Origin of the sequence: Nostoc sp. DedQUE12b (assembly GCF_034530835.1) — a bacterium.
In the GTDB taxonomy this organism is placed as follows: domain Bacteria; phylum Cyanobacteriota; class Cyanobacteriia; order Cyanobacteriales; family Nostocaceae; genus Nostoc.
This window is the reverse complement of record NZ_JAVRCI010000073.1, coordinates 1-25,813: the sequence shown is the minus strand read 5'-3', so window position 1 is coordinate 25,813 and position 25,813 is coordinate 1. Positions and strand designations below refer to the sequence as shown.

Genomic DNA, 25,813 nt, shown 5'->3' with positions numbered 1-25,813 from the left:
ATAAATTGTAAAACTATGTTATTTTGAACTTTATCTATTAAGCGAAATACTTCAAAAGTATGATTAATTTAGTAAATAGATTTGTCTAGTAGCTTAATTGAAATATTGAATTACTTAATGGATTTATTCTGTCTATATTGCTATTAGCTTTAATTGTAGTAATGTATTTATTTATAGTTACTTAAATAATATTCAAATGGTTATTCAACAAAAAAACGCTCTTAATCTACAACCAATTAACCAATGTGTCCGTATTACCTTCAATTATGATGTTCACTTCACTAGAGGTCTGTTTGAGTTAGATAATCCTTTACTTGCACAAGCGATCGCCGCAGATGGGGAGACAACCCCGAAACAAGTATTAGCGGTGGTAGATGGAGGATTTTTGCAATATCAAGATGGGTTGCTAAAAAAGTTATCAGTCTATGTCCAGCGTTATGAAGATGTACTAACACTAAGCGGTGAGCCGATAGTAGTTCCAGGTGGAGAAGCAGTCAAAAACGATTCTAGATTTATAGAGCAAATTCATCAGCAGATCAATGCATCTGGATTGTGCCGTCACTCCTACGTTTTAGCAATTGGAGGTGGAGCCGTCCTAGATATGGCAGGATATGCAGCAACAACGGCTCACCGAGGAATTCGGCTGCTACGAGTACCGACAACAGTATTAGGGCAAAATGATTCGGGTGTAGGAGTAAAGAACGGAATCAATGCCTTCGGGAAGAAAAACTTTTTGGGTACATTCATGCCACCTTATGCTGTCTTGAATGACTTTGATTTTCTCACTAGCCTCGACGATCGAGATTGGCGATCGGGCATTGCAGAAGCAGTGAAAGTAGCGCTGATTAAAGATGCAGATTTCTTCGATTTCATTATGACTAATGCCGATAAATTGGCTAATCGAGACATGGACATAATGGAAAGGCTGATCTATCGCTGTTCTCAGTTGCACTTAGAGCATATTGCTGGTAGTGGCGATCCCTTTGAAATGGGTTCATCACGTCCTTTAGATTTTGGACACTGGGCTGCTCACAAGCTAGAGCATTTAACTAATTACAGCCTACGTCACGGTGAAGCTGTTGCGATCGGCATCGCTTTAGATACAACCTATTCATATTTAACAGGGCAACTCTTACAATCAGAGTGGCAAAGGGTTCTAACTACACTCAAAAAATTAGGCTTTACTTTGTACGTATCGGCATTGACAGAGCAATTAGATCAACTAGACCATCCGCATTGTATATTTAGGGGGCTTACCGAGTTCCGCGAACATTTGGGAGGAAAATTGACAATTACCCTTCTACAAGGAATCGGAGAGGGAATAGAAGTTAACCAGGTAGATTTGTCTTTGTATAGAGATGCTATTTTGATGCTGCAAGATTGGGAACTTTTGCATTGATTCTCCATTGGATGCAATCAGCAGAAGCGATGTCTATCAACAAGCCCAGAGGTGGAGAGTAAGATTTTCTTCACCTTTGCCTAATTGTGGTTATTTTATGCAAATATACCGCTTAGTTTTTAAAGCGATCGCTACTTCGTGGTTCCAAATTGCAAAATACTTTTTAGTTCCTCTTCTTCTTCCTTGAGAACGTGGTAAATTTCTCAACTTTTCTACTAAATTAAAGTTATCGTGAGTTAAAAAAGTTATGATGTCTTCGCTTCCCGTCAACGACGCTCAAAAGAATTTGCAAGAGATCATCGACCAAGTTGCAGAGCAGGGTAAACCTGTGATCATTCGAGGCGATCGCGGTAATGCGATTCTGCTTGCGGAAAAAGATTGGTCTGCAATTCAAGAGACTCTTTACTTATTATCTATCCCTGGAATGCAAGAATCTATAAAAGAAGGACTAGCAACCCCGATCCAAGAATGTGATGGGGAGTTGGATTGGTAAGTCAGCAAGCTTCTGAGGAGCCACTTGCAAATCCCGAAGGAGCGAGTTGGAAGTTGATTTACACAAAACAAGCGCAAAAAGACGCAAAGAAATTAGCTTCTAGTAACATCAAGGAAAAGGCCGAGGATTTACTTGCAGTCCTTAAAGAAAATCCTTTTCAAAATCCTCCACCTTATGAAAAGCTGGTTGGTGACTTATCAGGTGCTTATTCTCGTAGGATAAATATACAGCATCGGTTGGTATATGAGGTCATCGAATCCGAGCAAGTAGTCAAGATAATTCGGATGTGGACGCATTACGAGTAAGCTATCTTCTCAGCCCCCCTTGATGTTCACAATGAAAACCTCGATGCTCCCAAGCTTGCATATCTACATCAGTAAGTTTTGTTACATTTGAGCATTGCGGTTGAATAATTTGACTTAAAAGCGCCCAAAATAAGCTGCGCGTTACATCTAATCCAGTTTTAGTCCAAGATTCCCGATTACCAGGAACACCCAACTCCTGAACAATCTCTGGCTCTACCCAAATACCATGAGCGCCCAAAAGAATCTGTGCCATCCATTTAGCTCTGGGTAAATGACTTGGCGAGGTAATCAACATGACTTTATGCACTCCCCAGCGCCGCAGAATTGGAATACTATAATAAAAATTTTCAAAGGTAGAATTCGCGCAGTTTTCTAACCAAACGTTTTGTAACTCTGCTAATTCCGCCTCAAAAATTAACCGTATACAGGGATCTGGGGAACCATGAGAAATTAAAATTGGGGTTTGTGGATATTGTTTTGCTAGTTGGGCAACATAAGTTTCTCGACGAATACTGCCACCTAGCACAAAGAAGGCATCTATTGGCTGCGAAGAAGCAAAAAGTAAGGTTATAGTAGTGAAAATCAGCCAAACACCCAGGACAACATACAATCCACCACTGAGTTTTTGTAACAATTGCCACAAATTAGCAGATTTTTGTTTAATAGAAATTAATGATTTAATGGTAAATTTGCGTTTCATGACTTAAGTAAGAAAAACTGATTTTATTGCTGTCTAACAGTACTGCAATTCAGTGAGCAAAGTGCTATCTTATAAAAGTAATCTAGAATGCAAAATGACGCTAATTAAAGTGTCACATGCTCAGTATAGCCTTCCGGAAAAGACTAACAAACTGAGAAATGATTGTTAATAACTAATGCGGTATTTTTGGCATCATTTAAGGATAAAAATGATGAAGAAGATTGTTAATTATGGGGTATAAAAACTTAAAATTTTCTGGAAAGCCTGATTGCTAAACTGTCAACAACACAATTATTCCAGCTAAGTATACATGAACCAATCTGCGAAAAGTTACTCACCGCTCCAAGTAGCCTTGATTGGTGGAGCGATCGCCACAACTGCTACCATGTCCGTGTTCGGCCCCGCTTGGACTCGTGGTGTCCGTGCTGCTCTAGCCCTACAAGACAGCCCAAAAGTGATAGTTGACCAAGTTTGGCAACTGGTAAATCATGAATATGTTGATGGTAAATTTAATCAACAAGATTGGCAAGCAACCAGGCAAAGCCTGTTGAGCAAAGACTACTCTTCTAAGGAAGAAGCATACACTGCCATCCGCGAAGCTTTACAAAAATTGGGAGATCCTTACACTCGGTTCATGGACCCCCAACAATTTGAAGCTCTGACTAGCCAAACATCTGGAGAAGTCTCTGGTATTGGTGTTCGGATGGAAGTGAACGAAAAAACTCAGCGCCTCACCGTTGTCGAAGCCATAGAAAATTCTCCGGCACTCAAAGCTGGGATCAAAGCAGGCGATGAAATTTTGGCAATTGACGGCAAACCCACTCTCAAAATGAAAGTGGATGATGCTTCTAAGCTAATCCGTGGCAAAGCGGGTACTCCCATCAAGCTACGGCTAGGACGGGCAGGGCAAAATGCTTTTGATTTGAAGCTGACAAGGGCAAGTATTGAAGTGCCAACGGTACGCTATACTCTCAAGCAAGAAGGGAATCGCCGCGTTGGCTATATCCGTTTGCGAGAATTTAGCGCCCACGCCGCAGAACAAATGCAACGAGCCATCCGCGATTTGAACACTAAGAAAGTTGATTCTTATGTCTTGGATTTGCGGGGTAATCCTGGCGGTTTATTGCAGGCAAGCATTGAAATTGCTCGGATGTGGTACAATGACGGCGGAATTGTCAAGACAGTAGACCGTGTAGGCGGCACTGAGGAAACTAAAGCTAATCGTACTGCTTTGACAAATCGTCCTTTGGCAGTCTTAGTGGATGGCAATTCAGCTAGTGCTAGCGAAATCCTTACAGGGGCACTCAAGGATAATAAGCGGGCAGTAGTCGTAGGTGGTCAAACTTTTGGCAAAGCACTAGTGCAGTCAGTCCATGAACTCGCAGATGGTTCCGGCTTGGCTGTCACCATAGCCCATTACTATACCCCAGCGGGAACAGATATTAACCACAAAGGGATTGCCCCAGATATCAAGCTAGACTTGACAGAAGCACAAGAGCGTCAATTGGCTTCTAATCCAAATCTAATCGGAACTAAGAGCGATCCCCAATATGCTCGGGCGATCGCAATTCTATCAAATAACAACTTTGCCCAGCCGCCAGCAAATCAACCGACCCGACCCATGAGCCGCGCTGGTGACTTGAAATTTTAGGTGAGTGATTTGTTACCAGGTATTCACATATTCCCAAATCTTGATTTTTGGAGTTATGGAAACTGCTTGATATTACCGTTCCAAGATTTTGATTTGGGAATACTAACTAGTAATCCCATCTCCAAAATCTCAGATATATGAATCATCAGCCAGTTGATGCAACCACCACCACCAGCTTTTTACCAATGGTGTCGGTGGTTGTTCCTATTTATAACGGTGAGGCGGATTTACCAAAGTTAATCAATTGTCTATTGTCTCAAACTTACCCAAAAGACCGGGTAGAATACTTGTTGGTGGACAACAACAGTAGCGATCGCACTCTCACCATCCTGAAAGCATCTGCCGAAAATTGCCCAATTACAATTCGCCCCTTGAGCGAAACCCAAATTCAAAGCTCTTACGCTGCTCGTAATACTGGGATTCGCGCCGCTACGGGTGAAATTATGGTTTTTACCGATGCAGATTGTCGCCCACAACCGCAATGGTTAGACTCACTAATTCAGCCTTTTCTCAACCCAGAAGTGGTAATTGTTGCTGGTGAAATTTTGGCACTACCAGGCACAACTCTGCTAGAACAACATGCAGACCGTCAAGAAACTTTATCGCAAAAGCATACCCTGAACCATTCCTTTCGTCCCTATGGTCAAACAGCTAATTTGGCGATTCGGCACATTGCCCTTGAAAAAGTGGGTTTATTTCGCCCCTATCTTACCACTGGTGGTGATGCTGATATTTGTTGGCGGATTTTGGGGGAAAACATCGGGCGTTTGGAATTTGCCTCAAATGCGATCGTTCAGCACCGCCACCGCGCCACACTTCAAGAACTGCAAAGTCAATGGCGGCGTTATGGACGCTCAAATCGCTATCTGCATGAACTGCACGGTGTAGATTTAATGCGAGAGATGACACCCAAAGAATACGGCTATCGTTTGGCACGTTGGTTATTGAAGGAAGTACCAAGAGATATTAAAAAGGCTTTGGCGCAGCCCGCCGCAGGCATCGCCGATCAAGCCACTTTGGTAGATTTATTAAGTACTCCCATTGGTTTATTCACAGCTAGGGCGCGTACTGCTGGACAAAGAGATGCCAAGCTACCAGAGAATGCCAAGATAATTGCTCGACTGTAACGAAGAAAAAAGGCGTTGCTGATTTAGATGTGTAAATCTTGGTATAGAGACGTTGCAATTACTAGTCTCTACAAAGGTTTTGAAATTACGCAAAATCATTTGCATACCTGAATTCAGTAACACCTAAGCAAAAACGTTCTTGTCAGCCTAGAAGCATTGACTCAGACCCTTACTCTTTTTTTAGCTCACAAAAGCGAATGTATCTTAAGAAGTATTTTCAAACCTATGTAAAGCAAATATGCTGTTGTTAATGAACTTTTAACTTTATTACCTTGTATTGAATAAAATAAAAATTCCAGTAGGTAGGGCTTGGCCACTCAGCACTTTTGTCGTTATTAGACAAGCTTGTGGCACTGAATAGGGCGAAAAGTTAATTGAAGCTACACAACTTTAATTGCTTCCTCATTATTGAGAAGTTAAATTAGTAAATCAAAAAACCAAGTTCTGTCATTCATATTTATTTATAGAGTGTCTGCTCTTTCAAGTAACCTTCTCTCCTTGCCTGCTCAATAGCGTCTGAAGTCTTGAGGAAAGCATGGGGTTTGCTTACCCTGCTCTTTTCATTCACAGCTACGCTTCATAGTTTTGTGAGTTGAGCAACATGAAAGTGGATGGATTTAATCAAGAGATAGAACAGATAGATAAATTGCGATCGCAGATACAGGAACTATTAAAATGCTATGGAAGTAAGCTGAACTCACAACAGGAGATGATAACAGAGGCTTTCGAGGAACTTAACACCGCAATGGAAGAATTATTGACAGCTTCCGAGGAGTTAAAGGTAACACGAACGGCGGTAGAGAAAGAGCGCCAGCGTTACCAAGATTTGTTCGAGTTTGCTCCAGATGGTTACTTGGTAACTGATACGAACGGGATAATCCAAGAGGCTAACTATGTAGCAGCAACTTTGCTTGGTGTCCAACAAAAGTATTTAGTAGGTAAACCATTAATTCTTTTTATTGCTCAACAAGACCGCCAGTCCTTTAACTCTCAAATAAACAATTTGCAGGAGATAGTGAACTGGGAAATTTACCTACAGCCACGGGAAGGGACGCTTTTCCCTGCTAATGTGAAAGCGTCTGTAGTATACGACGTTGACAAGAAGTACGTTGGCTGGCGTTGGCTGCTGTGCGACATCAGTGAACGCAAACAAGCTGAAGAAATGTTGTACCGAGCTTACAGTGAGTTAGAAATACGGGTGGCGGAACGGACAGCGGAATTGGTAAAAGCAAATCAGAAATTGCTAAATGAAATTACAGAACGTAAAAGAGTCGAGTCACAACTACTGCACCTTGCTTTTCACGATGCACTGACGGGTTTGGCAAACCGTGTTGCATTTATGAACCGCTTAAAACATGCGATAAATTATTCAAAACGGCATTCAGATTATCTATATGCTGTACTATTTATCGACTTAGATCGGTTTAAGGTGATCAATGACAGTCTTGGACACATAAATGGAGATCAATTGCTGCTTGCTATTGCAAGTAGACTAGAAATATGTGTACGCTCCATAGACACAGCGGCACGGCTTGGGGGAGATGAATTTACAATCCTGCTTGAGGGAATTCAGGATGTGTCAGATGCCATCAAAGTAGCTGAAAGGATTCAGAAAGAACTGGCATTACCTTTTGAGCTTGGCGGACAAGAAGTCTTCATCACGGCAAGTATTGGTATTGCATTGAGTTCGACAATAGACTATCAACACCCAGAAGAACTGTTGAGGGATGCAGATACAGCAATGTACCGAGCCAAGGTGCTAGGCAGAGCGCGTTATGAGCTATTCAACTCAGATATGTATGCTGATGCTCTAGCGAGATTGCAGTTAGAGACTGATTTGCGCCGAGCAATTGAACGCGAAGAATTTCGGGTTTATTACCAACCGATTGTTTCGCTCACTAGTGGGTCTATTATAGGTTTTGAGGCTCTACTGCGCTGGCAGCACCCAGAGCGTGGTCTGCTTAATCCAACAGATTTTATTCCCCTAGCAGAGGAAACTGGATTAATTTTCTCCATTGGCAAATGGGCGTTGCATGAAGCCTGCCGCCAGATGCAAGTTTGGCGAGTATGCCATTGTTCTAAATTACTAAAGAAAATTAGTGTTAATCTCTCCGTCAAGCAATTTTCTCAGCCGGATTTGATAGAGCAGATTGGGCAAATTTTGCACTCAACTGGCCTTGATGCTGGCACTCTAATGCTAGAGATTACTGAAAACGCAATTGTAGAAAATGGCGATAAGGTAACTGCCGCAATCTTACAACTTCGAGAGATGGGCATTGAGTTATCAATTGATGACTTTGGTACGGGCTATTCCTCATTAGGTGGTCTTTATAACTTTCCGATTAGTGTGTTGAAAATTGACCGTTCTTTCATCAGCTTAATGGGCACTCATAGTAAGAATTTAGAAATTATTGAGATAATTGTCACCTTGGCACACAAGCTAGGTGTGGATGTGCTTGCCGAAGGAGTAGAGACAAAAGAGCAACTATTACTTCTAAGAGAGTTAAACTGTCAATATGGCCAGGGACACTTTTTCTCAGTTCCGTTAAATAGCTCGGCAGCAGAGGCATTAATTATGGAAAATCCTCAATGGTAAGGGTTATTAAAAGAATTCGCAATTAATAATGACGCTCTTTTTATTCTCATAGCAATCATGAATCATAGCTACTGGAGACTGTTTTACTGTCGCTTAGTTTGATTCAAGATGGGCAAACTCTCTTCAGCGGTAGCCAAGATGAAACCATCAGCTGTTGGGATCTTGCTATAGGGGAATGTCGGCAAACTTTGCGGTCAGATCGTCCCGATGAAGGCAAGATGGTTAATCCAGGAGCAGGGTTGACGGAGGCAGAGATGTCAATTTTAAAAGCTTTAGGGGCGGTAGAGGTGAATTCAAGTTGCTCAATGCCTACCAACTTTCGCTAAATTGGAAAAAGGAAAACTCAAGGGAATTTTAAATGTCAGCACAATTGTTACTGGTGGATGATGAACCAGGGATACGGGAAGCCGTGAAAGACTATTTGCAAGAGAGCGGTTTCAGCGTTCAAGTTGCCAGTAACGCCCTTGAAGGTTGGGAATGGATGCAGCTGAATACACCTGACTTAGTGATTTCCGATGTGATGATGCCTCAAGTGGATGGCTATCAGTTCTTGAAGCAACTACGAGGAGATCCCCGTTTCCAAACACTCCCAGTAGTATTTTTAACTGCTAAAGGTATGACAGGCGATCGCATCCAAGGCTATCATGCTGGTGTTGATGCCTATCTACCTAAACCCTTTGACCCAGACGAATTAGTGGCTATAGTCGAAAATCTGCTAGCCCGTCGCGCCGCTAAGGCTGCGAGTACGGGAGATGACGCTGAAACCCCCGATCTTGCTGAACTAGCCAATCAGATTGCCCAAATTAAAGCATTGTTAACTCAAAGAAATGCTATTTCCCAATCGCCTGCCCCTTTTAAAATTGATTTGACTCCCAGAGAACAAAGTGTTTTAAATTTGGTCGCTGAAGGGTTGATGAACAAAGAAATCGCCCGTCGCTTAGAAACTAGCGTCCGCAATGTAGAAAAATACGTCAGCCGTTTATTTAGTAAAACCGGCACCAATAGCCGTACAGAGTTAGTTCGTTTTGCTCTCGAACACGGTCTTGCTAAATAAGCATTGGGAATTTACTTGTACTGAGTTTCGACTGCGCAGTAATCGAGCGACTTGTACTGAGCGTAGTCGAAGTAAGTCGAGATTCAACTACCGCGTTCGCCTTGTAGCGTCTCTTAGAGAAGCCGTTGACGCAGCCTCTGGTAGGGAAGTACTGAGTCTGGAGAAAAGACAAGGTAGACAAGGTGGACAAGGAAGAAGAGAGAGACTTGTCCCCTTGTCTCGCTCATCTCCCTCATCTGTCATACCTCCGGGTAATTGATAATAGCTAACTGGCTGCTAAACCATAACCTATTACCAGTAATAGATAAAACATAAGTATTTCAGCAAATCAGGCACTTAGCTTAAGCAAAAAGCTCAAAGAAAGGTTATTTATTTTTACTTTGGTCTTTTAGGTTTTCATTTGATTTGCGCCTGTTGTCCAATTCCCCATCTGTAAAGACACAGGGTTTTATTATTCTGCAATGTTTTGATAAAAACTCGGTAAAATGCACCCGGCTGAATTTGCTTTCAGATTCTACCAGTACCCTTTGCTACAAAGTTTTTAATAGCGGAAACTGTTCCTGGGACTTTGTGCTGCTAAACAAGACTGTCACAAAGTAGAAATCAAAATATTTTATGAAGTCTACTGACTGCTTAGTTTTTATGGCAACGGGGGTATGGGATCAACATTTGATTTGATGCCCAATTCACGTTTTCACTACTTAAATTACACTTTTAGGTTGGGGAATTTTCCGCGACATTACGCAGACGCATTAGCTGACGCCGCATTTGAGGCGAGGCTTTAAACTCAGACACTTCCTGGGCTTTAACGGACGCTTGGAGCGTTTCTAGAAAGTCATCAGAACCTTCGGTTAAAGCATCAAGTAGCACCTGTAAGAGTTGCTCGCGATCGCTCAATAGACTCTTTTCCTCAATCAACCGGAATTTGAGATGTATTTCACACTCATAAACACCTACTTCGAGATTATTTATCTGGCGTGGTAATGCTTTGGAGTTCATAACTATTGAGATTCCTTTACTTGGTTGTCATGAGGGTAAGGAGGTAGATGTCCAGCAAAATTCTTTATATCTCTTTTGAATCCAAAGTGCTTGAATTAAGAATTTTTCTTCATCAATCACCTTTGTATTCCATTTCACTCTCCTGTGGTGTATTTTCAAGCTAGATTTTCAGTGTCTAGATTTTGACGTTTCTGTGCCAGATGTAGCTTATGGTAAGCCATAACTATTATTCAGTTTTTAAGATTCTACACAATAAAGTTTCTGTAAGAAGTTGTTCAACCTTTTTAAAGGTTTTTACATCAACTTTATGTGAACGTCAATAACAGTTTGACTTGTTACTCTAATTTTGGTGTTTATACGTAAGTAAAACCGCTTAATTTTTTTGAGTTTCTTAAAGCCAGCAGTCGATGTAGCGCTATTCAGTGAAATTACTTGATGTACGTTTTTTGCGATAGAAAATTCAGGATAAATTGATCGGCATAATTATTAATGTCCAAACTTTTGTTCTCTATAAAAAAAGCACACAGAGCAAATCATTTCTGCTGAGTGCCCTGCCCTACCGTCTTTTGGGCTTGAGTTAGTCCAAAAATCTTAGCAGTAAGTCAGATTTGTAGACTAAATGAAAATACTCTAACAATTAATTTTTACAGAAAAATAATTCGACTACTGTCAGTACTAGCAGATAAATATATCTTCAACTCATAACAGAAGTAGCAAACTCATCAGTAAAGATGATATTTTTACTTATGCCCATTCAATATACCCTTTTAAAACAGCATTCAAAGCTTTGAAATTGAGAGCATTCAAGCTCGGATATAAGGTCTACAATAATTTCAGTGTAATCCACGCAAATCTTACACCTTTTTATGGATAACCCGATGCTGCTCAAGTCCACAACCCGGCACATCCGCATTTTTGCAGGTGAAATTGACCGGGATGGCGATCTAGTTCCTAGTCAACAAGTCTTAACCTTAGATGTTGACCCAGACAACGAGTTTAATTGGAATGAAGATGCACTGCAAAAAATTTATCGAAAATTTGATGAACTAGTAGAAGCATCTAGTGGCGCAGACCTCACAGACTATAACTTGCGCCGTGTGGGGTCAGACTTAGAGCATTATCTGCGATCGCTTCTGCAACTCGGCGAAATCAGCTACAATCTTTCTGGCCGTGTTACTAACTACAGCATGGGAGTCCCTCAAGTTGCCATTGATGACAAATAAGCCAATGGGTTGGTAGCGGGCTGCCTGAACCCTTCTGTACAAAGAGTGCTGAGTTAAAAATGTTTCGGCTGAGAGTGGAAAAATTCATAAGTCTACTTCTTAACTCAGCACTGGCTACCCCCCCGCTGCCACTAACAGCAGTCCTAAAGAGATTTTTAGAGTCACTGTATTTATCAGGTACTTTTGCCAAAATTAATATTTGCTATTCTTAATTCTTAATTAAAGTTAATTCTTGCTATCCTACTTATAAACTAAATAAATACCAACATTATCTGCCTATTGATGATGGGGGAATTTACCAAAAGCAAATCATGCAGTTATCCTTGGGTTATGCTGTGGTGACAAGGTTGGAGTTAGTTGCTTTGGCGATGGAGAGTCACAGGGCAATAGAAGCTATGATTAGGCTGTAGGGTTGAGTTAGGAGCGTATTTTTTGGATAAGTTTTGTATTAGCACCTGCTGATATCCGCCAGCTAAAATCATCATCTAAAGTCTGGGTATGTCAAGTTTAAGAAAGATGAGCGGTCTAGATTGTCCCTACTAATGCTATTAAAGAAATTGCCAATCGCTGATCGGTGCGAAAACTATGGAAAATGACGCGGCAACGCTCTACTGTCCAAACGAAAATTGTCAGGCTGCCAACCCCCTGACTCACAAGTTTTGCCAGCGATGTTCCATGCCTCTACCCAAAAATTATCTCTGGGCTGTGGTAGATAGCCCAAGTGTGGGTAGTCCTGGAGAAATATTAGCCGATCGCTATTTAATCCTTGATAAATTTGTTCTTTTAGATACGAAGCCTGGTTTGTTAGCGCTAACGCCTGAGTTAGATAATTTGCAGCCTCTAAAAGCCTACCTGAGACTGATTCCCTACCGTTTACACGTACCGCAGGTATATGGAGTGCTTTTTGTTGCTGACCGGTCTTCCCACCGAGAAATATTACTTTTAGAAAAACCGCCACTATTAGTAGACGACAATATCCAACAAGTACGCTTGGGCAGCGAGTTAACCACTGCTTGGCATGATGCAACATCAATGCGCCAACTGAATTGGTTATGGCAAATAGCTCATCTGTGGCAACCTCTTGTGAGTGAAGGTGTCGCCTCTAGCTTACTTGACTCTTATGTATTACGGGTAGAAGGATCGTTAGTCCGGTTGTTGGAATTGCGTTTTGACAGCGCTACATCACCAGAATTGCCGCAATTAGGTGAATTTTGGCAGCAGTTGGTCAGCACTGCCAAACCAGCGATCGCGGAATTTGTCAATCGCGTTAGCCTAGCTTTAATTCAGGGAGAGATTAATTCCACCGATCAATTAATCGGAGTTTTAGATCGGGGACTGGCTGGGTTGGGGCGATCGCAAACACCCACGATCCAAATTATCACCAAAACTGACACCGGGCCAAGTCGTCAACGTAACGAAGATGCCTGTAGTCCTCCCAGTGGAACTCCAGTGAGCAAACCACCCCAGCCAACAGCCTTAGCAATTGTCTGTGATGGCATCGGTGGACACGAGGGTGGCAATGTCGCCTCAAATTTAGCCATTGAAACAATCCAGCAGCAGGTACAGCAACTAACAAAGGTTCCCTACGACCACATAGACCCTGCAATGCTGCTGAATGACCTAGATAAGGCAGTGGCAATGGCCAATGACAAAATCAGTCAACGTAATGACAGTGAAAATCGCCAAGGGCGTCAACGCATGGGCACGACTCTAGTCATGGCATTGCCTGTTGCTCATGAAATGTACATTACCCACGTCGGCGATAGTCGTGCTTACTGGATTACACGCCACGGCTGTTATCAAGTTACTCTCGATGATGATGTCGCCTCCCGTGAAGTGCGGCTAGGTTATGCCATTTACCGAGAGGCAGTACAACAGAGTGCCGCTGGATCTCTCGTCCAAGCTTTGGGGATGGGTTCTAGCACTTCATTGCATCCCACATCGGGACGGTTTATGCTCGATGAAGATGCTGTTTTTCTGCTCACATCCGATGGTTTGAGTGACTTTGATCGGGTAGAGGAGTACTGGGAAACAGAAATCTTGCCGATTTTAGCTGGAGAAGCAAATATAGCAACTGTTGCCGATCGATTAGTCGAAATTGCTAATACTAAAAATGGACATGATAATGTCACCGTCGCTTTAGTTCACTATCAAGTCCAATATTGGGAACCAGAAATCACGATCCAAGCAGTGATTCCCCAGAGTTATTCTGCCAAAACTGTTGATTTAGCATCCAGAGGAACAGATGCGACAGTTTTAGACAGCCCAAACCACAAAACTCAGGTGATTCCAGACACTGAGCCTGCTAAAAATCGTCAATTCCCCCTACAGTGGATAGTTCCATTAATATTTGTGCTAGCAGCAGGTTTTTTAGGATTGTTCGTCAAGCAACTGCGAGGAACCTCTCCAATTTTTTCCAATCCCCTACAAACTCAAAACCCTGGCATTGAAACGACACCTATACGACCGCGATCGCTGGCTAATCTCTCTCCAGGTTGGGTAATTAAAACCAACAATGACATATCCTTGGGAAACAACCAATCACTTCCCCGTGGGACTTTTTTAGAAGTTATTGAGAAAAAATCAAATCCAAATCCTACTTCTGGGAGTTTTTTAGTGTCTATGCGAGTCTGTACTAATAAAAGTACACAAACTCCAGCTAATACTAATAACACAGCCGTAACTACTTTAGTTACACCAAATTCAAAACCTTTGCCAGCAACAGTATTGCTAAACTCCTCCCAAGTCAACCGTTTTGGCGTTGTTTTACAATCAGACGCACCAAATCCATGTAAAACTGTCACGCAACCGCCAGTTACCGAACCATCTGACACCAGTCCAACTTAATCAAATACTCGATAAACTGGTAAAAACCTGGAATAATAACAGGTAACAATCAGAGTAAAAACTTACAAGGTCAAAAAAGTAGAAAATTTTTACCTTGGAGAATTGTTATCAAAACAAAATTTAGGAGTCGGGAGTCAGAATTCAAAATGAATTATGTACTACTGGTGGATGAATATCCGAGTTCAAAACCCCCACTGTATTTCTAATTTGGTGCAAAACAATTAATATCAGGTTTAAATCCCCTACTCATTTATTCTGAATTCTGGCGTATCTGTTTTCTTCTTCTCTTGAAATTATTTTTTTTAGCTTTTAGTTTAATGAATCCATGCCATCCCTGAATTTGGCGATCGCCCGTCTCTTAAATACTGGCACTGACAACTTCGCCATTTGGGTGGTCAAGGCCCCGTATCCCAGTGGCTATGTTTTACGTGACTGTGTGTGGCCTATTGAACTCACCCAACTCTGGCACGAATGGCAGCAGATGTTTGCTGGTCATGGTCGCCTAGATATTTCCCCTAACTCAACATCTCAAAATAGCAACCCATTCCCCATAGATTGGATTTCACCCCCTTCAGGTCAACCTACTGGCCCCTACAGCAGTCGTCTGATGCAATACTTGGGAATGAATTTATGGCGTTGGGTATTCGACGGACAAATTCTTGGTAGTCTAGAACGCAGTCGCGGTATTGCTATGGGTCAGCATACACGTTTGCGTTTTCGACTAGAAATCCGCGACCCGGATTTGATCGCTTTCCCTTGGGAAATTATGCAGCGTGAGCCTGGTCAATCAGCGATGTCTCTCTCGCAAGATTTACTATTTAGTCGCACCAGCACTGAAGTTGAGCCTTTACCGCATTTGCGAACTGACCAAGCTTTAAGTATCTTGCTGGTTTTAGGTCATGATGACAAGCTACAACTAGAACAAGAAGGCGCTATCTTACAGCAAGCTCTTGCAGATACGCCTGGTAACTCTCAAAGATATGCACCTTGTGTAGTGAATCAACTCATTCAACCAACTCCACAACAGTTGATTGATGAGTTAGAAACTAAAGAATACAATCTTTTCTTTTACGCTGGACATGGTTTGCCAGACCCAGACGGAGGGTTACTGTTTTTGCGACCAGATATGCCCCTCAATGGGATAGAATTGGCGCAAGTATTGACCCGTACAGGTGTGAAATTAGCGGTTTTCAACGCCTGTTGGGGCGCACAACCAGCTGCGATCAATCATCAAGCTATCCCTGCCAGTAGTTTAGCAGAAGTATTGATTCGTCATGGTGTGCCTGCGGTTTTGGGGATGCGTGATGAAATCGCTGACCATGAAAGCCATAGTTTTATTCAAGCCTTTACCGAAGCTTTGCGATCGCACAAGCCAATTGACGAAGCCGTAGCACAGGCTAGGCAAGAGTTGTTAACACTGTATAAATTTAATCAACCTGCTTGGACTTTGCCTGTTCTCTACCTGCATCCAGATTTTAATGGCGAACTGATTAAGAATCTGGATGAAGGTATTACAGAACTACCAGATACAGCCATTCCTGATGTCGGTTCCTCGCTTCCGATTGCAAGTTTACGATCACTCACTCCAAAAGGTAAAACCTGGTTACTGCGTTATGGAGTCACCCGCATCGGCCGCACGCAAGATAATGATATCGTCATTCCCGAACCATCTGTATCTAAACGCCACGCCGAAATCTTCTGCCGCAATACTCTGACTGATGCTACACTGATGCGAACTTATTACTTGCAAGATTTTTCCACCTACGGGACAACCTGGTTTTTAGGGCCTAATGGTTGGCAACAAATCCTCCGGGAGGAAGTCCCTCTGAAATCGGGAATGCAGTTAAAGTTTGGAAGTGCTAGAGGTGAAACCTGGGAGTTTGTTATTCAAGACTCCTAGCAAAGCTATTGCACAAATGGATTTGGATATTAAGCATCAGCTTCTAAAATCTGTTTTTTTGAAGAAAAAATCAACTTTTTTTGCGGAAATATCCTCTGAGGAATTGTAGCTGTCAATACCACCAAATAATCATGGAAGAAGAAAATATGGTTAACAAAATTAACGGCTCAGACACTTTCTCATCTTTGCCATCTCAAGTAGATTTAGAATTATTAGAAGCGTTGCTAGAACCAGAGGATGCTAACTATCCCTGGAATCCAGGCGATGATGAATCAGAAGCTTATTTTCAGGAACTAGAACACCAGTTCGGAATACAAGATTTACTTGACGAAGAACTGATGAGACGATCGCAAGATTTTTACGGACATCTAGATACACTTTGGTCTGGTATTACTCTGACGCCAGACTTCAATGACAACCCACAACAGGCAGTAGTGCTTAATCTTCAAGAAACATTACGGACTAATTTTTCCGCCTGTGTTCCCCAAGCATTACTCAATACCATCGCCAGCAAAGCTGCTGAAATATTTGCTGCTCGCCAATTAATCAGTGAGCAACTAGTTGAGTGTGTTCAGACAGTACTACCAACTTGGGGAACAGAGGATCTTCTAGTTCTGGCTCGTCCTTTTACTTACGCTATGCGAAGTAGCGAATCGCAAAACGCGGTATCTACGCTCAATAATCTTCAAAATAGCGAGTGGACAGCTTTATCAGAAGTAGAGAAAGCAAAGGCTAGTTTAGCGATCGCTTCCTATGCTTTCACTCAACTCAACCAGTCTCAGCCTGAATTATGAATAGGAAATGGGGAGTAGGGAGTAGGAAATCGAAAAAGTTTTCATTATGCGTTGTGTGCGTGTAACCCCGCTTTGCATTCACTCTGTTTAGAGGTTTCTTTTGCAACGATCTTGGTTTGCCTTATGCAAAGGTGCAAAGAAGGAGTCAAAAATCAAGACTTTTACCAGAAGTTTGATGATTTTTATTCTTGTAGATACAATTAACCCAGAGTAGATAACGTTACGCTAATTATCAAACTAGACCATCTATCTTAAGACATAAATATTTAACCATTGAGCATTGGTTGTTCTCCCTCATCTCCCCTGTCTTTTTCTTCTCTACGAGATGGTGCGTGTAGCTTGCTTCCTGGTAAGGGTACAATTTTTTTGAATTGATTTCATCTCCTATTTTGGGCCAAGAAATCGGGTAGCAAAATTTTGCGATCGCGTTGGTGACAGCGCCCGTGCCTTGAGAATTGCCGCCATCAAAAAGGCGTAAGATAACACTCCAACAACTACCAACAGCAAAGCATTGATTGACCCTGTAGCATTCCAGAGAGCATGGAGTGCTGAGGCGCTCAAATAACCAATAGACAGAATTTGCCAACTTCTAGTAGGTTTGAGGACAGCCAATCCGATAAAATAACCCAGGTAGCCACTATAAGCCATGTGTCCAGCTACAGAGCCTAAAATTCGCGGAATTAGCAGTTGTAAACCTGCCAGCTGACCAGCAGCCCCGATACCCACCTGTTGCGTAACATTTTGAGTGATATCAGGCACATACTGACCGAGGGTTTCCAAGAGAGTAAAGCCAACAGCAGAAGCAGTTCCCAGGAGAATGCCATCTAAAGGTTCCCAGATGCCGATGCGTTCTCGCCAAGGTGAAGACAACATTCTACCGATAGCAAAAGCCCCTAGTACAGGTAATGCCTTGAGTAATTCCTCCATCAACCCAGCGCCAAAAAACATCCGCACCAGTAACTCTGTGAAGGTGATAGATTCTTGGGGTGTGGGCAAGCTTCCAGGCAAAATGCCGCGAAATACGAAAATAAATAGATCCAACAGCGGACTGAGCAAAATCAGGATTGTACCCAAAGACGTAGCCATTAGCACCCACCAAGGCTTCTGTTTGCCGCAAAGCTGGTAAACAAAATAGTAGGCAGCGAAGGCGATGTAACTTGCTACGATCACTTGATTAGCTTGGGGCCGACCGACTGTAGCGAACATCAGCACCACAAAAATTACGGTCAGTATTCCGGGTACAAGGTAAGCTTTACTAGTTAAATCTTTACCAGTGGAAATAATCGGAAAAAGCTGGGTGAAGCTAACAGAATCTGGCTGCTTTAATTGCGTGTGGTTGTGGTAGTTCGTCGCCGAAGGCAGTGCTGTAAGTTGGTTTACTGTCGTCGCCGGAGTCAGTGAGGTATACTCGGATTCAAAAATGTATTGCGGGCCATCAGCACCTAGAGAAATGCGATCGCCTGGGTGCAATTCCTGACATTCATATAAGCGTTGTCCATTCAAATAAGTGCCATTAGCACTATTCAAGTCACAAAGCACCCAGCTAAATTTGCTATCTGGGGATAGAGAGAGGGGACGAACCACTGCATGACGACGAGATACCATTCGGTACATCATGGCATCCAAGACAACTTGGCAGCTGGGGTCGCGTCCAATTACCATCTCTTTACTGGGGGGCAGCGAGTAGCGAGATTCTGCTCCCAAAGCTGCCCCATTACCAGACACTAGCCGCAGAAATGCATTATGTCTTGCGTTTTTGCCTGTCATCGATAAGAAGTGCTTTTCTAAACTAATTCTTCACACAATTTGGCAGCAGGACTAACCTTAGCCACATTAGCAGCAGCATTGCTAAATCCACTATAGCTTCACTTACTGCTAAGAAATTTAAAATTATTGATGCAAAATTTCAAATTGTTTCACCTCATGTAAAGAAGTATTCCATTTGCTGAGAGTTTGTCCTAAAACTGGCTTGTTAGGCGGATAAATCAGATTGTCTCGATGCTGTACTTTTGACATCGTAGCTGCAAATTAAACCCACTGCAATTTATTAAAAAATAGTATTTTTTACTGCATTTAGTTCCATTTCAAAAATATATAATTTTTAGTCGTCTGTTCTCAGTTGTTTTTGCCAAAGCTCTTTTGGAGCAGAGAGTAGGGGAAGAAACTGTTATAAAGTGAACCAAAATATTGTCGGTATCTTGTCTCAAACAACTGTAGTCAGTTTTGAGTGTTCAATCTTGGTTCCAAGTACTTTGAGGAATTCTGCTAGCCAGTGTGGGTGAGCAGGCCAAGCTGGTGCTGTCACCAAGTTACCATCAACTATTGCCCGATCAACAGGGATATTAACATAGATTCCTCCAGCACTGTTGATATCTGGGCTACAAGCAGGGTAGCCAGTACATCTTTTGCCTTGCAGTACATCAGCAGCAGCTAATAACTGCAAGCCGTGGCAGATGGCAGCAATCGGTTTATTCGCTTGGGCAAAGTGACGGGTGATTTCTAGTACCTGCTGATTCAGGCGGATATATTCTGGTGCCCGTCCTCCGGGAAGGACTAAGGCATCGTAGGTTGCGGCTTCTACTTCTGCAAACGTAGCATTTAAAGTAAAATTGTGTCCGGGTTTTTCGCTGTAAGTCTGGTCTCCTTCAAAGTCATGAACTGCTGTCCGCACCTTATCGCCAGCTTTTTTGTCGGGGCAAACTGCGTGGATAGTGTGTCCCACCATTTGCAATGCCTGGAAAGGAACCATCACTTCATAGTCTTCTACATAGTCGCCAACGAGCATCAAAAGTTTCTTTGCAGCCATATATTTGTTATCCTGATCTTTCTAGTCAATAGTTGTTTATAGCGGTTTCTAAGTGCATGAAGTACATAGTGAAACCCTTTTGAGAACTCACAAAACCGTAGTGCTGAGTACTGAGTACTTCTTAAATTTACTCAGCACTCAGCACTCAGCACTTTTATTAGAAAACGCTATATAAAGTAAATATTAATTTAGAGTCAGCTATTTTATTCGTTAGCATCTACATGAATTTTTGATACATTACAACACAGCTAATGTTGTAATGTATCATTTGAGGGCGGCAAGTTAACAAAGTGTAATGCACCCTACAGATTTTTTCTTTTAACGACTATTGTCTAATTAAAACAGATGAAATTCTGCGATCGCTCTAGGAAAATTTTTGTTTTCATGTCCTGGCTGGCTAAGTTTAATCAAAGCAAAACGCTGTAAGGGTGTTAAAGCTGCCCAATTTTGCTGTGTCAGGGTTACACCTATTTCTTGAGCTTTTTCCTGAAGGCTAGCTGGTACAGTGGCATCTAGCCATGCAGGATGAGGATCAATGGGCAATTTTGTAGGTGGTATACCTGTGCGTTGTATGATTAATTGCTCGATATGCTCGCGGTAAGACTGAATTTCCGTTTCTGTAGCGCAAGGTAATTCGACTAAAGCTTGCCGTTCATCTGTGGTCATTTGATTCCAGTCAGGCAGTTTTAGCTTGATGCCACAGGTATCTAATTTACAACGCACCTGCATGGGGATGCAACGCAGAGAATCAACAAAGTCTGCTTCAAATTGAAAGAAATCTGTCATAAGAAAGTATTTAAAATTAGCTCATTATACTGTTGACTTCTGCCTCTTTAAATTAAATATTTTTGGAATTACTAAGACGAATTATCAAATAACTAATTGATAAGGCAAGAATAGCTATACCTAGACCAATTATATCAACACCTCCAATTTTTTCTAAGTCAAGAATAATAATTTTTCTGGCAACAGCAATTAAAGAAGTGACAATAACTAATTCAACTTGAAAAACGTGTTTTCGTAAATATGCTGTGATATTTTCTAAAATTTCTAAGGCAATTAAAATATTTAAAAATAAACCGAAAACCTTATACAGGGTTGTGTTAAACTTACCATAAGGTACTGTAAATAATTCTTTAGAAATAAAGAATCCTAAATCTGCGATCGCTACCAAAATTACGACCACCATAAAAATAGATAGAATTTTAGAAACTATCACTTCTATGTTTTCAATGATGTGCATGAAGTTCTCATCTTTGGTAGCTCCTAGAATTTCCCTGATTAACTTTTTCATCTGTTGCACCCGGTTTTTAAATAAAATAAAATCCCATAGATAAATCTAGAGGATTACAAAAATATGATTTTTAATAGTATGTGATTTTTATCTTTTACCATAGCTGAACTCGCCGCTAGTAAAACTTTTGGTTATTATAAATTTCACCTCCTTAATTATGGTAATTGATATGGGTCAATAGTAGAGAGCCATAAAAAATGATAGTGACTATTGGTGATTGATTATTGACTAAATTACCTATTGATGATTATTAATTACCTCTTGAGCGGTACAGTTAGGAGGTTACCATTGTGAGGACTGGAGTTGATAATCTTTGACTGTAACTTCCACAGAGATTGGTATCAGCTGCACAGCACAGGCTTTTAATTCTGGTTGCAGCGAATCGGGGCAAGATTCTGGATGGGTAAGGGCGTTAGCTTCGGCATTATCTGCCCACAGCGAACCCCAGTGCATAGGGACAAAAACTGTACCAGGTGCGATCGCTTTTGTTACTTTAGCAGGAAACTTCGCTTTACCCCGACGCGATCGCACTTCTATATACTGATTATCTACAATACTTAACTTAGCAGCATCACGGGGATGAATTTCGATAAACGGTTCCGGATGCATTTTGCAAATTTTTTCAATTCGACCGGTGCGTGTCTGCGTATGCCAGTGTCCGTAAAGGCGTCCAGTAGTTAGTACAAAAGGATAATCTGGATCTGGTGGTTCTGCCAATCCTTTGGAGTAATATGCCCCAAATCGAGCGCGTCCATCAGGGGTGTGAAAGCGGAGATTGGTGTAGAGGCGTTTGGAGTTAGGAGTGAGGAGTGAGGAGTTAGGAGTTGAAGATTCTAATTCATAACTCCTAACTCTTAACTCATAACTTTTTTCTGGGTGAGGCCATTGAGTCGGGCCTTCTGATTGTAATTGCCCGTGATTGAGACCTGTCATATCGCAGGGGCGATTTTTAGTTAGTTTGACAAACTCAGCATAAACTTCAGCAGAGTTAGCAAAGGCAAATTCTCTCTTAAAACCTAATCTACGTCCAACTTCGGCAAAAATTTCCCAATCTGCTTTCGCTTCTCTTGGCGGTTGGCGAAATGCTGAACACAGAGTTACCACCCGTTCGGAATTTGTCATCACGCCAGTTTTTTCACCCCACTGGGCTGCTGGTAACAAAACATGAGCGTAGGCAGAGGTTTCTGTAGGATAATAAGCATCTTGGTAAATAGTAAAAGGCGATCGCAACAACGCCTTCTTAGTCCGCTCTAAATCTGGCATACTTACCGCAGGATTAGTAGCCGCAATCCACAATAACTCTACAGCGCCATTTTCCAAACCAGTAATCATATCCCAAGCAGTCAAACCGGGATCGGGCGAAATTTGTCCTGGCTTAAGTCCCCAAAACTCCTCAACTTCTGCACGGTGCTGAGGATTTTTCACCACCCGATAACCTGGTAATAAATGTGCCAAACCTCCGGTTTCCCTTCCTCCCATTGCGTTCGGTTGACCAGTGAGGGAAAAAGGGCCAGCCCCAGGTTTGCCAATCTGTCCCGTCATCAGGTGCAGGTTAATGATCGTTCTTACCTTAGCCGTCCCTTCTGAGGATTGATTTACACCCATTGACCACAAAGACAGTACCCGCTGCGATTCACCCCAATAACGAGCTGCTGTTTCTAAATCTTCAATACTGATTCCACATTGACGAGCTACCACTTCTGGCGGATAGTGGCGAATCACCTCAGCATAAGCAGGAAAGTTGCTAGTGCAGTCGTCCATGAACATCGTATCAATGTAGTTCCAGCGCATCAACAAGTGGGCGATGCCGTTCAATAAGTCGATATCTGTGCCGGGACGAATGGCTAAATGCAGGTCTGCTGCTTCTGCGGTTGGTGTGCGACGGGGATCAACCACAATCATTTTGACTTTGCGGTTCTTTTTGTGATACTTAGCCAGTCGATTGAAAACGATGGGGTGACATTCGGCTGTATTAGTACCAATTAAAAATGCACAGTCGGTTAACTCCAAGTCTTCGTAACAGCATGGAGGCCCATCTGAGCCAAAGCTTTGAATGTAGCCAGCTACAGCACTAGACATACATAAACGAGAGTTGGCATCAAAATTATTAGTACCCAGACAACCTTTCATGAGTTTCTGGGCTATATAATAATCCTCAGTTTGGAACTGACCGGAACCATACATACATAAAGCTTCTGGCCCTTGGGTGAAGCGGATAGTTTGAATGCGTTTGGCGATTAGATCAAAAGCCTCATCCCAACTAACGCGGCGAAACTCTTGATCTAATGAGTCTCGCACCATTGGGTAATGTAATCTATTTTTATCTAAAGATTCTGCGATCGTTGCGCCTTTGACGCAAACCATTCCTTGACTAGATGGATGAGCTTTATCACCGCGCACCCGCCAAGTTGGATTTCCTTGGCTATCTCGATTAGTTGCTTTGCCAAGTTGGGCTGGAGGTGAAACTTCTAAACCGCAGCCAACACCACAGTAGGGACAGAGAGTTTTGGTAAATTCACTCATGGCAGTTGTACCATTTTGTTATTTTTGATTGTGCAACCTCAGATGTAGCGCCAGGTTGAGAATGCAAGTTTGTAGTAAGCACTTTAGTGCTTAAGACTTCTTGGCATTGTGAGGATAAGGGGAAAGGGTAAAGGTATGGAATTTTCCCTTAACCTTTAACTTTTCCCCAATATTTTGCAAAAGTAATTTAATTTTTGCAAAATGTCTTTAGAAAAAAAGGACTAAAGTCCTTACTACGAACTATGAAAATTTATTTGTATTACTGCCTACTCTCTATTTTCAAGACAGGTCTATTCTTCAGTTAATAAAATAGAGTTTTTAGTTGCTGTTTCTGGCAATTCACCTTCATAAGCAGCCGCAAAGGAACCTTTTGGTTCTTTCAGGAAGAAAGCGCACATGAAAGCACAGACTAGTGCAGCTATACCCATTGTGGTAAATAGTGTTGGAGCGTTGGTTAAGCTAAAAATTGTCAGGTAAACTACGCCGCCAAAATTACCGTAAGCTCCTACATTTCCAGCAATTTGTCCAGTGGCTTCTTTCTTAATTAGGGGGACGATGCTGTAAGTTGCACCGCAGCCAGCTTGGGCAAAGTAGGCGGCAAACATTGTGACTGCGATCGCTAGCGGAATCGGCCAGTTACCATTAATAAAATGTGCAATCAAATAACTAACACCGATGCCGGCACTGATAATTGTCATTGTCCATTTACGGGAGCTAAATTTATCAGAAATTAAGCCACCACTAGGACGAGAAACCAAATTTAAGAATGGATAGGTAGCAGCAATCATCGCAGCTACAACATGCTCTAAAGCAAAAGTTTTTTCAAAGAATGCTGGGAGCATGGAAACAACTGCTAGTTCACTGCCAAAGTTCGTTATGTAAGTGAATTCGAGTAAGGCTACTTGACCAAATTGAAAGCGTTCAGATGGAGCGTAAGTTTTTTTACCAGTTAGAAGTTCTCGGTTTACCAGCCAAGCTTGGTAACTTTGGTAAGCAAACAATCCTGCTAATAGCAACCAAGCCAGATACATTTGGCTCAAAGTTAGGAAGTGAATGTTCTTTTGTTCCAAGCGCCAAGCTAATAAACCTAGAGCGAAAATTAAACCAAAATTCGAGACAATCAGCGCCCAGAAGCTTTTAACGCTCGTCACTTCTAGAGAACCATTTTTCTTAGGTTTTTTATAGACTTTGCCAGCGGGTGTATCTTGGACGCTGTTGTAATAAATTACGCCGTAGATAGCTGTAATGATCCCTGTAAATGCGATCGCAAACCGCCAGTTAGAAGCACCACCAGCGAAAAAGCTAGTAGCAACTGCAAGTATCGGTAAGGCAAACTCTGCGCCAAAAGCCCCAAAGTTACCCCAACCGCCATAAATTCCTTGAGCAATTCCCATCTCCTTCGGCTGGAACCATTCCCCTACCATGCGGATACCGACAACAAACCCAGATCCGACAATTCCCATCAGTAAACGACTGATGACTAGTTGATTAAAGTCTTGCGCTAGCGCCGTTGCTAAACAAGGAACTACCGCAAACATCAGCAGGATTGAGTAGGTGATTCTGGGACCAAAACGATCCAGAAGCATACCAATAATTAGCCGTGCAGGGATTGTGAGGGCGAGGTTACAGATGCCCAAAGTTTTGATTTGCTCAGGCGCTAAACTTAGCTCTTTGCCAATGGTTGTAGCGAAGGGAGCGAAGTTAAACCAACATACAAAGGTGAGAAAGAAGGCAAACCAAGTCTGATGTAAGATGCGGTAGCGATCGCTAAATGAAAATAAGTTTTTAAGCATTCCAATCTTTCTAATTGAATAAAATACGGTGAAGAGGTATGAAAAGATGAGCCTTTAAGGTCGAAGGTTAAGCCTTTAAGGTCGAAGGTTAAGTCTTTAAGGTCGAAGGTTAAGGCTTCAAGGTCGAAGGTTAAGCCTTTAAGGTCGAAGTATGAGTTTTACCCAATGCCGAATGCCCCCGATAAGTACTAGCAGTTATAGCCGTAGTCACATAGGTTAGGACAGTTTTGATTGCTCAAAGGCTTGAAACGACTGGGTTTTTGTTCAGCACTCAGCACTCAGCACTCAGCACTCAGCACTCAGCACTCA

General features: G+C 42.2%; 21 protein-coding genes. 12 read left to right on the top strand and 9 right to left on the bottom strand.

The features are described from left to right. Positions 1–196: 196 nt before the first annotated feature. The 3 genes from RMY16_RS26205 to RMY16_RS26195 all read left to right on the top strand — a co-directional run bounded on the left by RMY16_RS26205 (position 197) and on the right by RMY16_RS26195 (position 2,197). Entirely contained in the window at positions 197–1,399 is a 1,203-nt protein-coding gene (locus RMY16_RS26205; RefSeq protein WP_322738809.1) for a 3-dehydroquinate synthase, read from the top strand. A gap of 250 nt (positions 1,400–1,649) precedes the next feature. Next, a complete protein-coding gene (locus RMY16_RS26200) occupies positions 1,650–1,892 on the top strand; it encodes a type II toxin-antitoxin system Phd/YefM family antitoxin (RefSeq protein ID WP_416211708.1) in 243 nt (80 codons plus the stop codon). Next, positions 1,886–2,197 carry a Txe/YoeB family addiction module toxin gene (locus tag RMY16_RS26195; RefSeq protein WP_322738807.1) on the top strand — a complete coding sequence of 104 codons (312 nt, stop codon included), beginning with the start codon at positions 1,886–1,888 and terminating at the stop codon, positions 2,195–2,197. Before RMY16_RS26200 ends, RMY16_RS26195 begins: the two co-directional genes overlap by 7 nt. Before the next feature lies 1 nt (position 2,198). Here RMY16_RS26195 and RMY16_RS26190 read toward each other — a convergent pair whose 3' ends face one another. Further along, positions 2,199–2,897, bottom strand: a complete 699-nt coding sequence (locus tag RMY16_RS26190) for a YdcF family protein (RefSeq protein ID WP_322664959.1) — start codon at positions 2,895–2,897, stop codon at positions 2,199–2,201. A gap of 310 nt (positions 2,898–3,207) precedes the next feature. On the opposite strand from RMY16_RS26190, the gene ctpB reads away from it, so the two are divergent. The 5 genes from ctpB (at position 3,208) to RMY16_RS26165 (ending at position 9,325) form a co-directional block, all read left to right on the top strand. Continuing rightward, the gene (ctpB, locus tag RMY16_RS26185) at positions 3,208–4,548 is read left to right on the top strand and encodes a carboxyl-terminal processing protease CtpB (protein WP_322664961.1); all 1,341 of its coding nucleotides are present in this window, start codon (positions 3,208–3,210) and stop codon (positions 4,546–4,548) included. A 137-nt stretch (positions 4,549–4,685) separates the two neighbouring features. After that, entirely contained in the window at positions 4,686–5,675 is a 990-nt protein-coding gene (locus RMY16_RS26180) for a glycosyltransferase (protein ID WP_322738806.1), read from the top strand. 601 nt (positions 5,676–6,276) lie between these two features. Then, positions 6,277–8,271, top strand: a complete 1,995-nt coding sequence (locus RMY16_RS26175) for an EAL domain-containing protein (RefSeq protein ID WP_322738805.1) — start codon at positions 6,277–6,279, stop codon at positions 8,269–8,271. A gap of 98 nt (positions 8,272–8,369) precedes the next feature. Further along, entirely contained in the window at positions 8,370–8,597 is a 228-nt protein-coding gene (locus RMY16_RS26170; RefSeq protein WP_322738804.1) for a hypothetical protein, read from the top strand. A gap of 32 nt (positions 8,598–8,629) precedes the next feature. Continuing rightward, the gene (locus tag RMY16_RS26165) at positions 8,630–9,325 is read left to right on the top strand and encodes a response regulator transcription factor (protein ID WP_322664969.1); all 696 of its coding nucleotides are present in this window, start codon (positions 8,630–8,632) and stop codon (positions 9,323–9,325) included. Positions 9,326–10,039: 714 nt separating this feature from the next. On the opposite strand, the gene RMY16_RS26160 is transcribed toward RMY16_RS26165, so the two are convergent. After that, positions 10,040–10,324, bottom strand: a complete 285-nt coding sequence (locus RMY16_RS26160) for an Npun_R1517 family heterocyst differentiation transcriptional regulator (RefSeq protein WP_094350942.1) — start codon at positions 10,322–10,324, stop codon at positions 10,040–10,042. Between the two features lie 866 nt (positions 10,325–11,190). Between RMY16_RS26160 and RMY16_RS26155 the strand changes: the two genes are divergently transcribed. The 4 genes from RMY16_RS26155 to RMY16_RS26140 all read left to right on the top strand — a co-directional run bounded on the left by RMY16_RS26155 (position 11,191) and on the right by RMY16_RS26140 (position 17,088). Further along, complete coding sequence (locus RMY16_RS26155; RefSeq protein ID WP_322738803.1) at positions 11,191–11,547, top strand: NAD(P)H-quinone oxidoreductase subunit M; 357 nt, start codon at positions 11,191–11,193, stop codon at positions 11,545–11,547. A gap of 585 nt (positions 11,548–12,132) precedes the next feature. Further along, complete coding sequence (locus RMY16_RS26150; protein WP_322738802.1) at positions 12,133–14,394, top strand: PP2C family protein-serine/threonine phosphatase; 2,262 nt, start codon at positions 12,133–12,135, stop codon at positions 14,392–14,394. Between the two features lie 325 nt (positions 14,395–14,719). Then, positions 14,720–16,294 carry a CHAT domain-containing protein gene (locus tag RMY16_RS26145; protein ID WP_322738801.1) on the top strand — a complete coding sequence of 525 codons (1,575 nt, stop codon included), beginning with the start codon at positions 14,720–14,722 and terminating at the stop codon, positions 16,292–16,294. Positions 16,295–16,440: 146 nt separating this feature from the next. Then, complete coding sequence (locus RMY16_RS26140; RefSeq protein WP_322738800.1) at positions 16,441–17,088, top strand: hypothetical protein; 648 nt, start codon at positions 16,441–16,443, stop codon at positions 17,086–17,088. A 384-nt stretch (positions 17,089–17,472) separates the two neighbouring features. Here RMY16_RS26140 and RMY16_RS26135 read toward each other — a convergent pair whose 3' ends face one another. From RMY16_RS26135 to RMY16_RS26105, 7 genes are all read right to left on the bottom strand, one after another. Further along, a complete protein-coding gene (locus RMY16_RS26135; RefSeq protein ID WP_322738799.1) occupies positions 17,473–18,855 on the bottom strand; it encodes a PrsW family glutamic-type intramembrane protease in 1,383 nt (460 codons plus the stop codon). 123 nt (positions 18,856–18,978) lie between these two features. Further along, on the bottom strand, positions 18,979–19,104 hold the full coding sequence (locus tag RMY16_RS26130; RefSeq protein WP_322664976.1) for a hypothetical protein: 126 nt from the start codon (positions 19,102–19,104) through the stop codon (positions 18,979–18,981). Between the two features lie 187 nt (positions 19,105–19,291). Beyond that, on the bottom strand, positions 19,292–19,894 hold the full coding sequence (locus RMY16_RS26125) for a DJ-1/PfpI family protein (RefSeq protein ID WP_322738798.1): 603 nt from the start codon (positions 19,892–19,894) through the stop codon (positions 19,292–19,294). Between the two features lie 336 nt (positions 19,895–20,230). Beyond that, positions 20,231–20,680 carry a nitrate reductase associated protein gene (locus RMY16_RS26120; protein WP_322738797.1) on the bottom strand — a complete coding sequence of 150 codons (450 nt, stop codon included), beginning with the start codon at positions 20,678–20,680 and terminating at the stop codon, positions 20,231–20,233. Positions 20,681–20,732: 52 nt separating this feature from the next. Further along, a complete protein-coding gene (locus RMY16_RS26115; RefSeq protein ID WP_322738796.1) occupies positions 20,733–21,188 on the bottom strand; it encodes a phosphate-starvation-inducible PsiE family protein in 456 nt (151 codons plus the stop codon). 282 nt (positions 21,189–21,470) lie between these two features. Next, the gene (locus RMY16_RS26110; protein ID WP_322738795.1) at positions 21,471–23,711 is read right to left on the bottom strand and encodes a nitrate reductase; all 2,241 of its coding nucleotides are present in this window, start codon (positions 23,709–23,711) and stop codon (positions 21,471–21,473) included. A gap of 290 nt (positions 23,712–24,001) precedes the next feature. Further along, positions 24,002–25,504, bottom strand: a complete 1,503-nt coding sequence (locus RMY16_RS26105) for a NarK family nitrate/nitrite MFS transporter (RefSeq protein WP_322738794.1) — start codon at positions 25,502–25,504, stop codon at positions 24,002–24,004. Positions 25,505–25,813: the final 309 nt, after the last annotated feature.

What these genes read in the sequence shown, in the direction of transcription:
- RMY16_RS26135 (WP_322738799.1), bottom strand. Translation starts at nt 18,855, where the DNA reads ATGACAGGCAAAAACGCAAGACATAATGCATTTCTGCGGCTAGTGTCT.
- RMY16_RS26120 (WP_322738797.1), bottom strand. Translation starts at nt 20,680, where the DNA reads ATGACAGATTTCTTTCAATTTGAAGCAGACTTTGTTGATTCTCTGCGT.
- RMY16_RS26160 (WP_094350942.1), bottom strand. Translation starts at nt 10,324, where the DNA reads ATGAACTCCAAAGCATTACCACGCCAGATAAATAATCTCGAAGTAGGT.
- RMY16_RS26165 (WP_322664969.1), top strand. Translation starts at nt 8,630, where the DNA reads ATGTCAGCACAATTGTTACTGGTGGATGATGAACCAGGGATACGGGAA.
- RMY16_RS26175 (WP_322738805.1), top strand. Translation starts at nt 6,277, where the DNA reads ATGAAAGTGGATGGATTTAATCAAGAGATAGAACAGATAGATAAATTG.
- RMY16_RS26140 (WP_322738800.1), top strand. Translation starts at nt 16,441, where the DNA reads ATGGTTAACAAAATTAACGGCTCAGACACTTTCTCATCTTTGCCATCT.
- RMY16_RS26150 (WP_322738802.1), top strand. Translation starts at nt 12,133, where the DNA reads ATGGAAAATGACGCGGCAACGCTCTACTGTCCAAACGAAAATTGTCAG.
- RMY16_RS26110 (WP_322738795.1), bottom strand. Translation starts at nt 23,711, where the DNA reads ATGAGTGAATTTACCAAAACTCTCTGTCCCTACTGTGGTGTTGGCTGC.
- RMY16_RS26190 (WP_322664959.1), bottom strand. Translation starts at nt 2,897, where the DNA reads ATGAAACGCAAATTTACCATTAAATCATTAATTTCTATTAAACAAAAA.
- RMY16_RS26105 (WP_322738794.1), bottom strand. Translation starts at nt 25,504, where the DNA reads ATGCTTAAAAACTTATTTTCATTTAGCGATCGCTACCGCATCTTACAT.
- RMY16_RS26145 (WP_322738801.1), top strand. Translation starts at nt 14,720, where the DNA reads ATGCCATCCCTGAATTTGGCGATCGCCCGTCTCTTAAATACTGGCACT.
- RMY16_RS26205 (WP_322738809.1), top strand. Translation starts at nt 197, where the DNA reads ATGGTTATTCAACAAAAAAACGCTCTTAATCTACAACCAATTAACCAA.
- ctpB (WP_322664961.1), top strand. Translation starts at nt 3,208, where the DNA reads ATGAACCAATCTGCGAAAAGTTACTCACCGCTCCAAGTAGCCTTGATT.
- RMY16_RS26155 (WP_322738803.1), top strand. Translation starts at nt 11,191, where the DNA reads ATGGATAACCCGATGCTGCTCAAGTCCACAACCCGGCACATCCGCATT.
- RMY16_RS26200 (WP_416211708.1), top strand. Translation starts at nt 1,650, where the DNA reads ATGTCTTCGCTTCCCGTCAACGACGCTCAAAAGAATTTGCAAGAGATC.
- RMY16_RS26115 (WP_322738796.1), bottom strand. Translation starts at nt 21,188, where the DNA reads ATGAAAAAGTTAATCAGGGAAATTCTAGGAGCTACCAAAGATGAGAAC.
- RMY16_RS26130 (WP_322664976.1), bottom strand. Translation starts at nt 19,104, where the DNA reads ATGTCAAAAGTACAGCATCGAGACAATCTGATTTATCCGCCTAACAAG.
- RMY16_RS26125 (WP_322738798.1), bottom strand. Translation starts at nt 19,894, where the DNA reads ATGGCTGCAAAGAAACTTTTGATGCTCGTTGGCGACTATGTAGAAGAC.
- RMY16_RS26180 (WP_322738806.1), top strand. Translation starts at nt 4,686, where the DNA reads ATGAATCATCAGCCAGTTGATGCAACCACCACCACCAGCTTTTTACCA.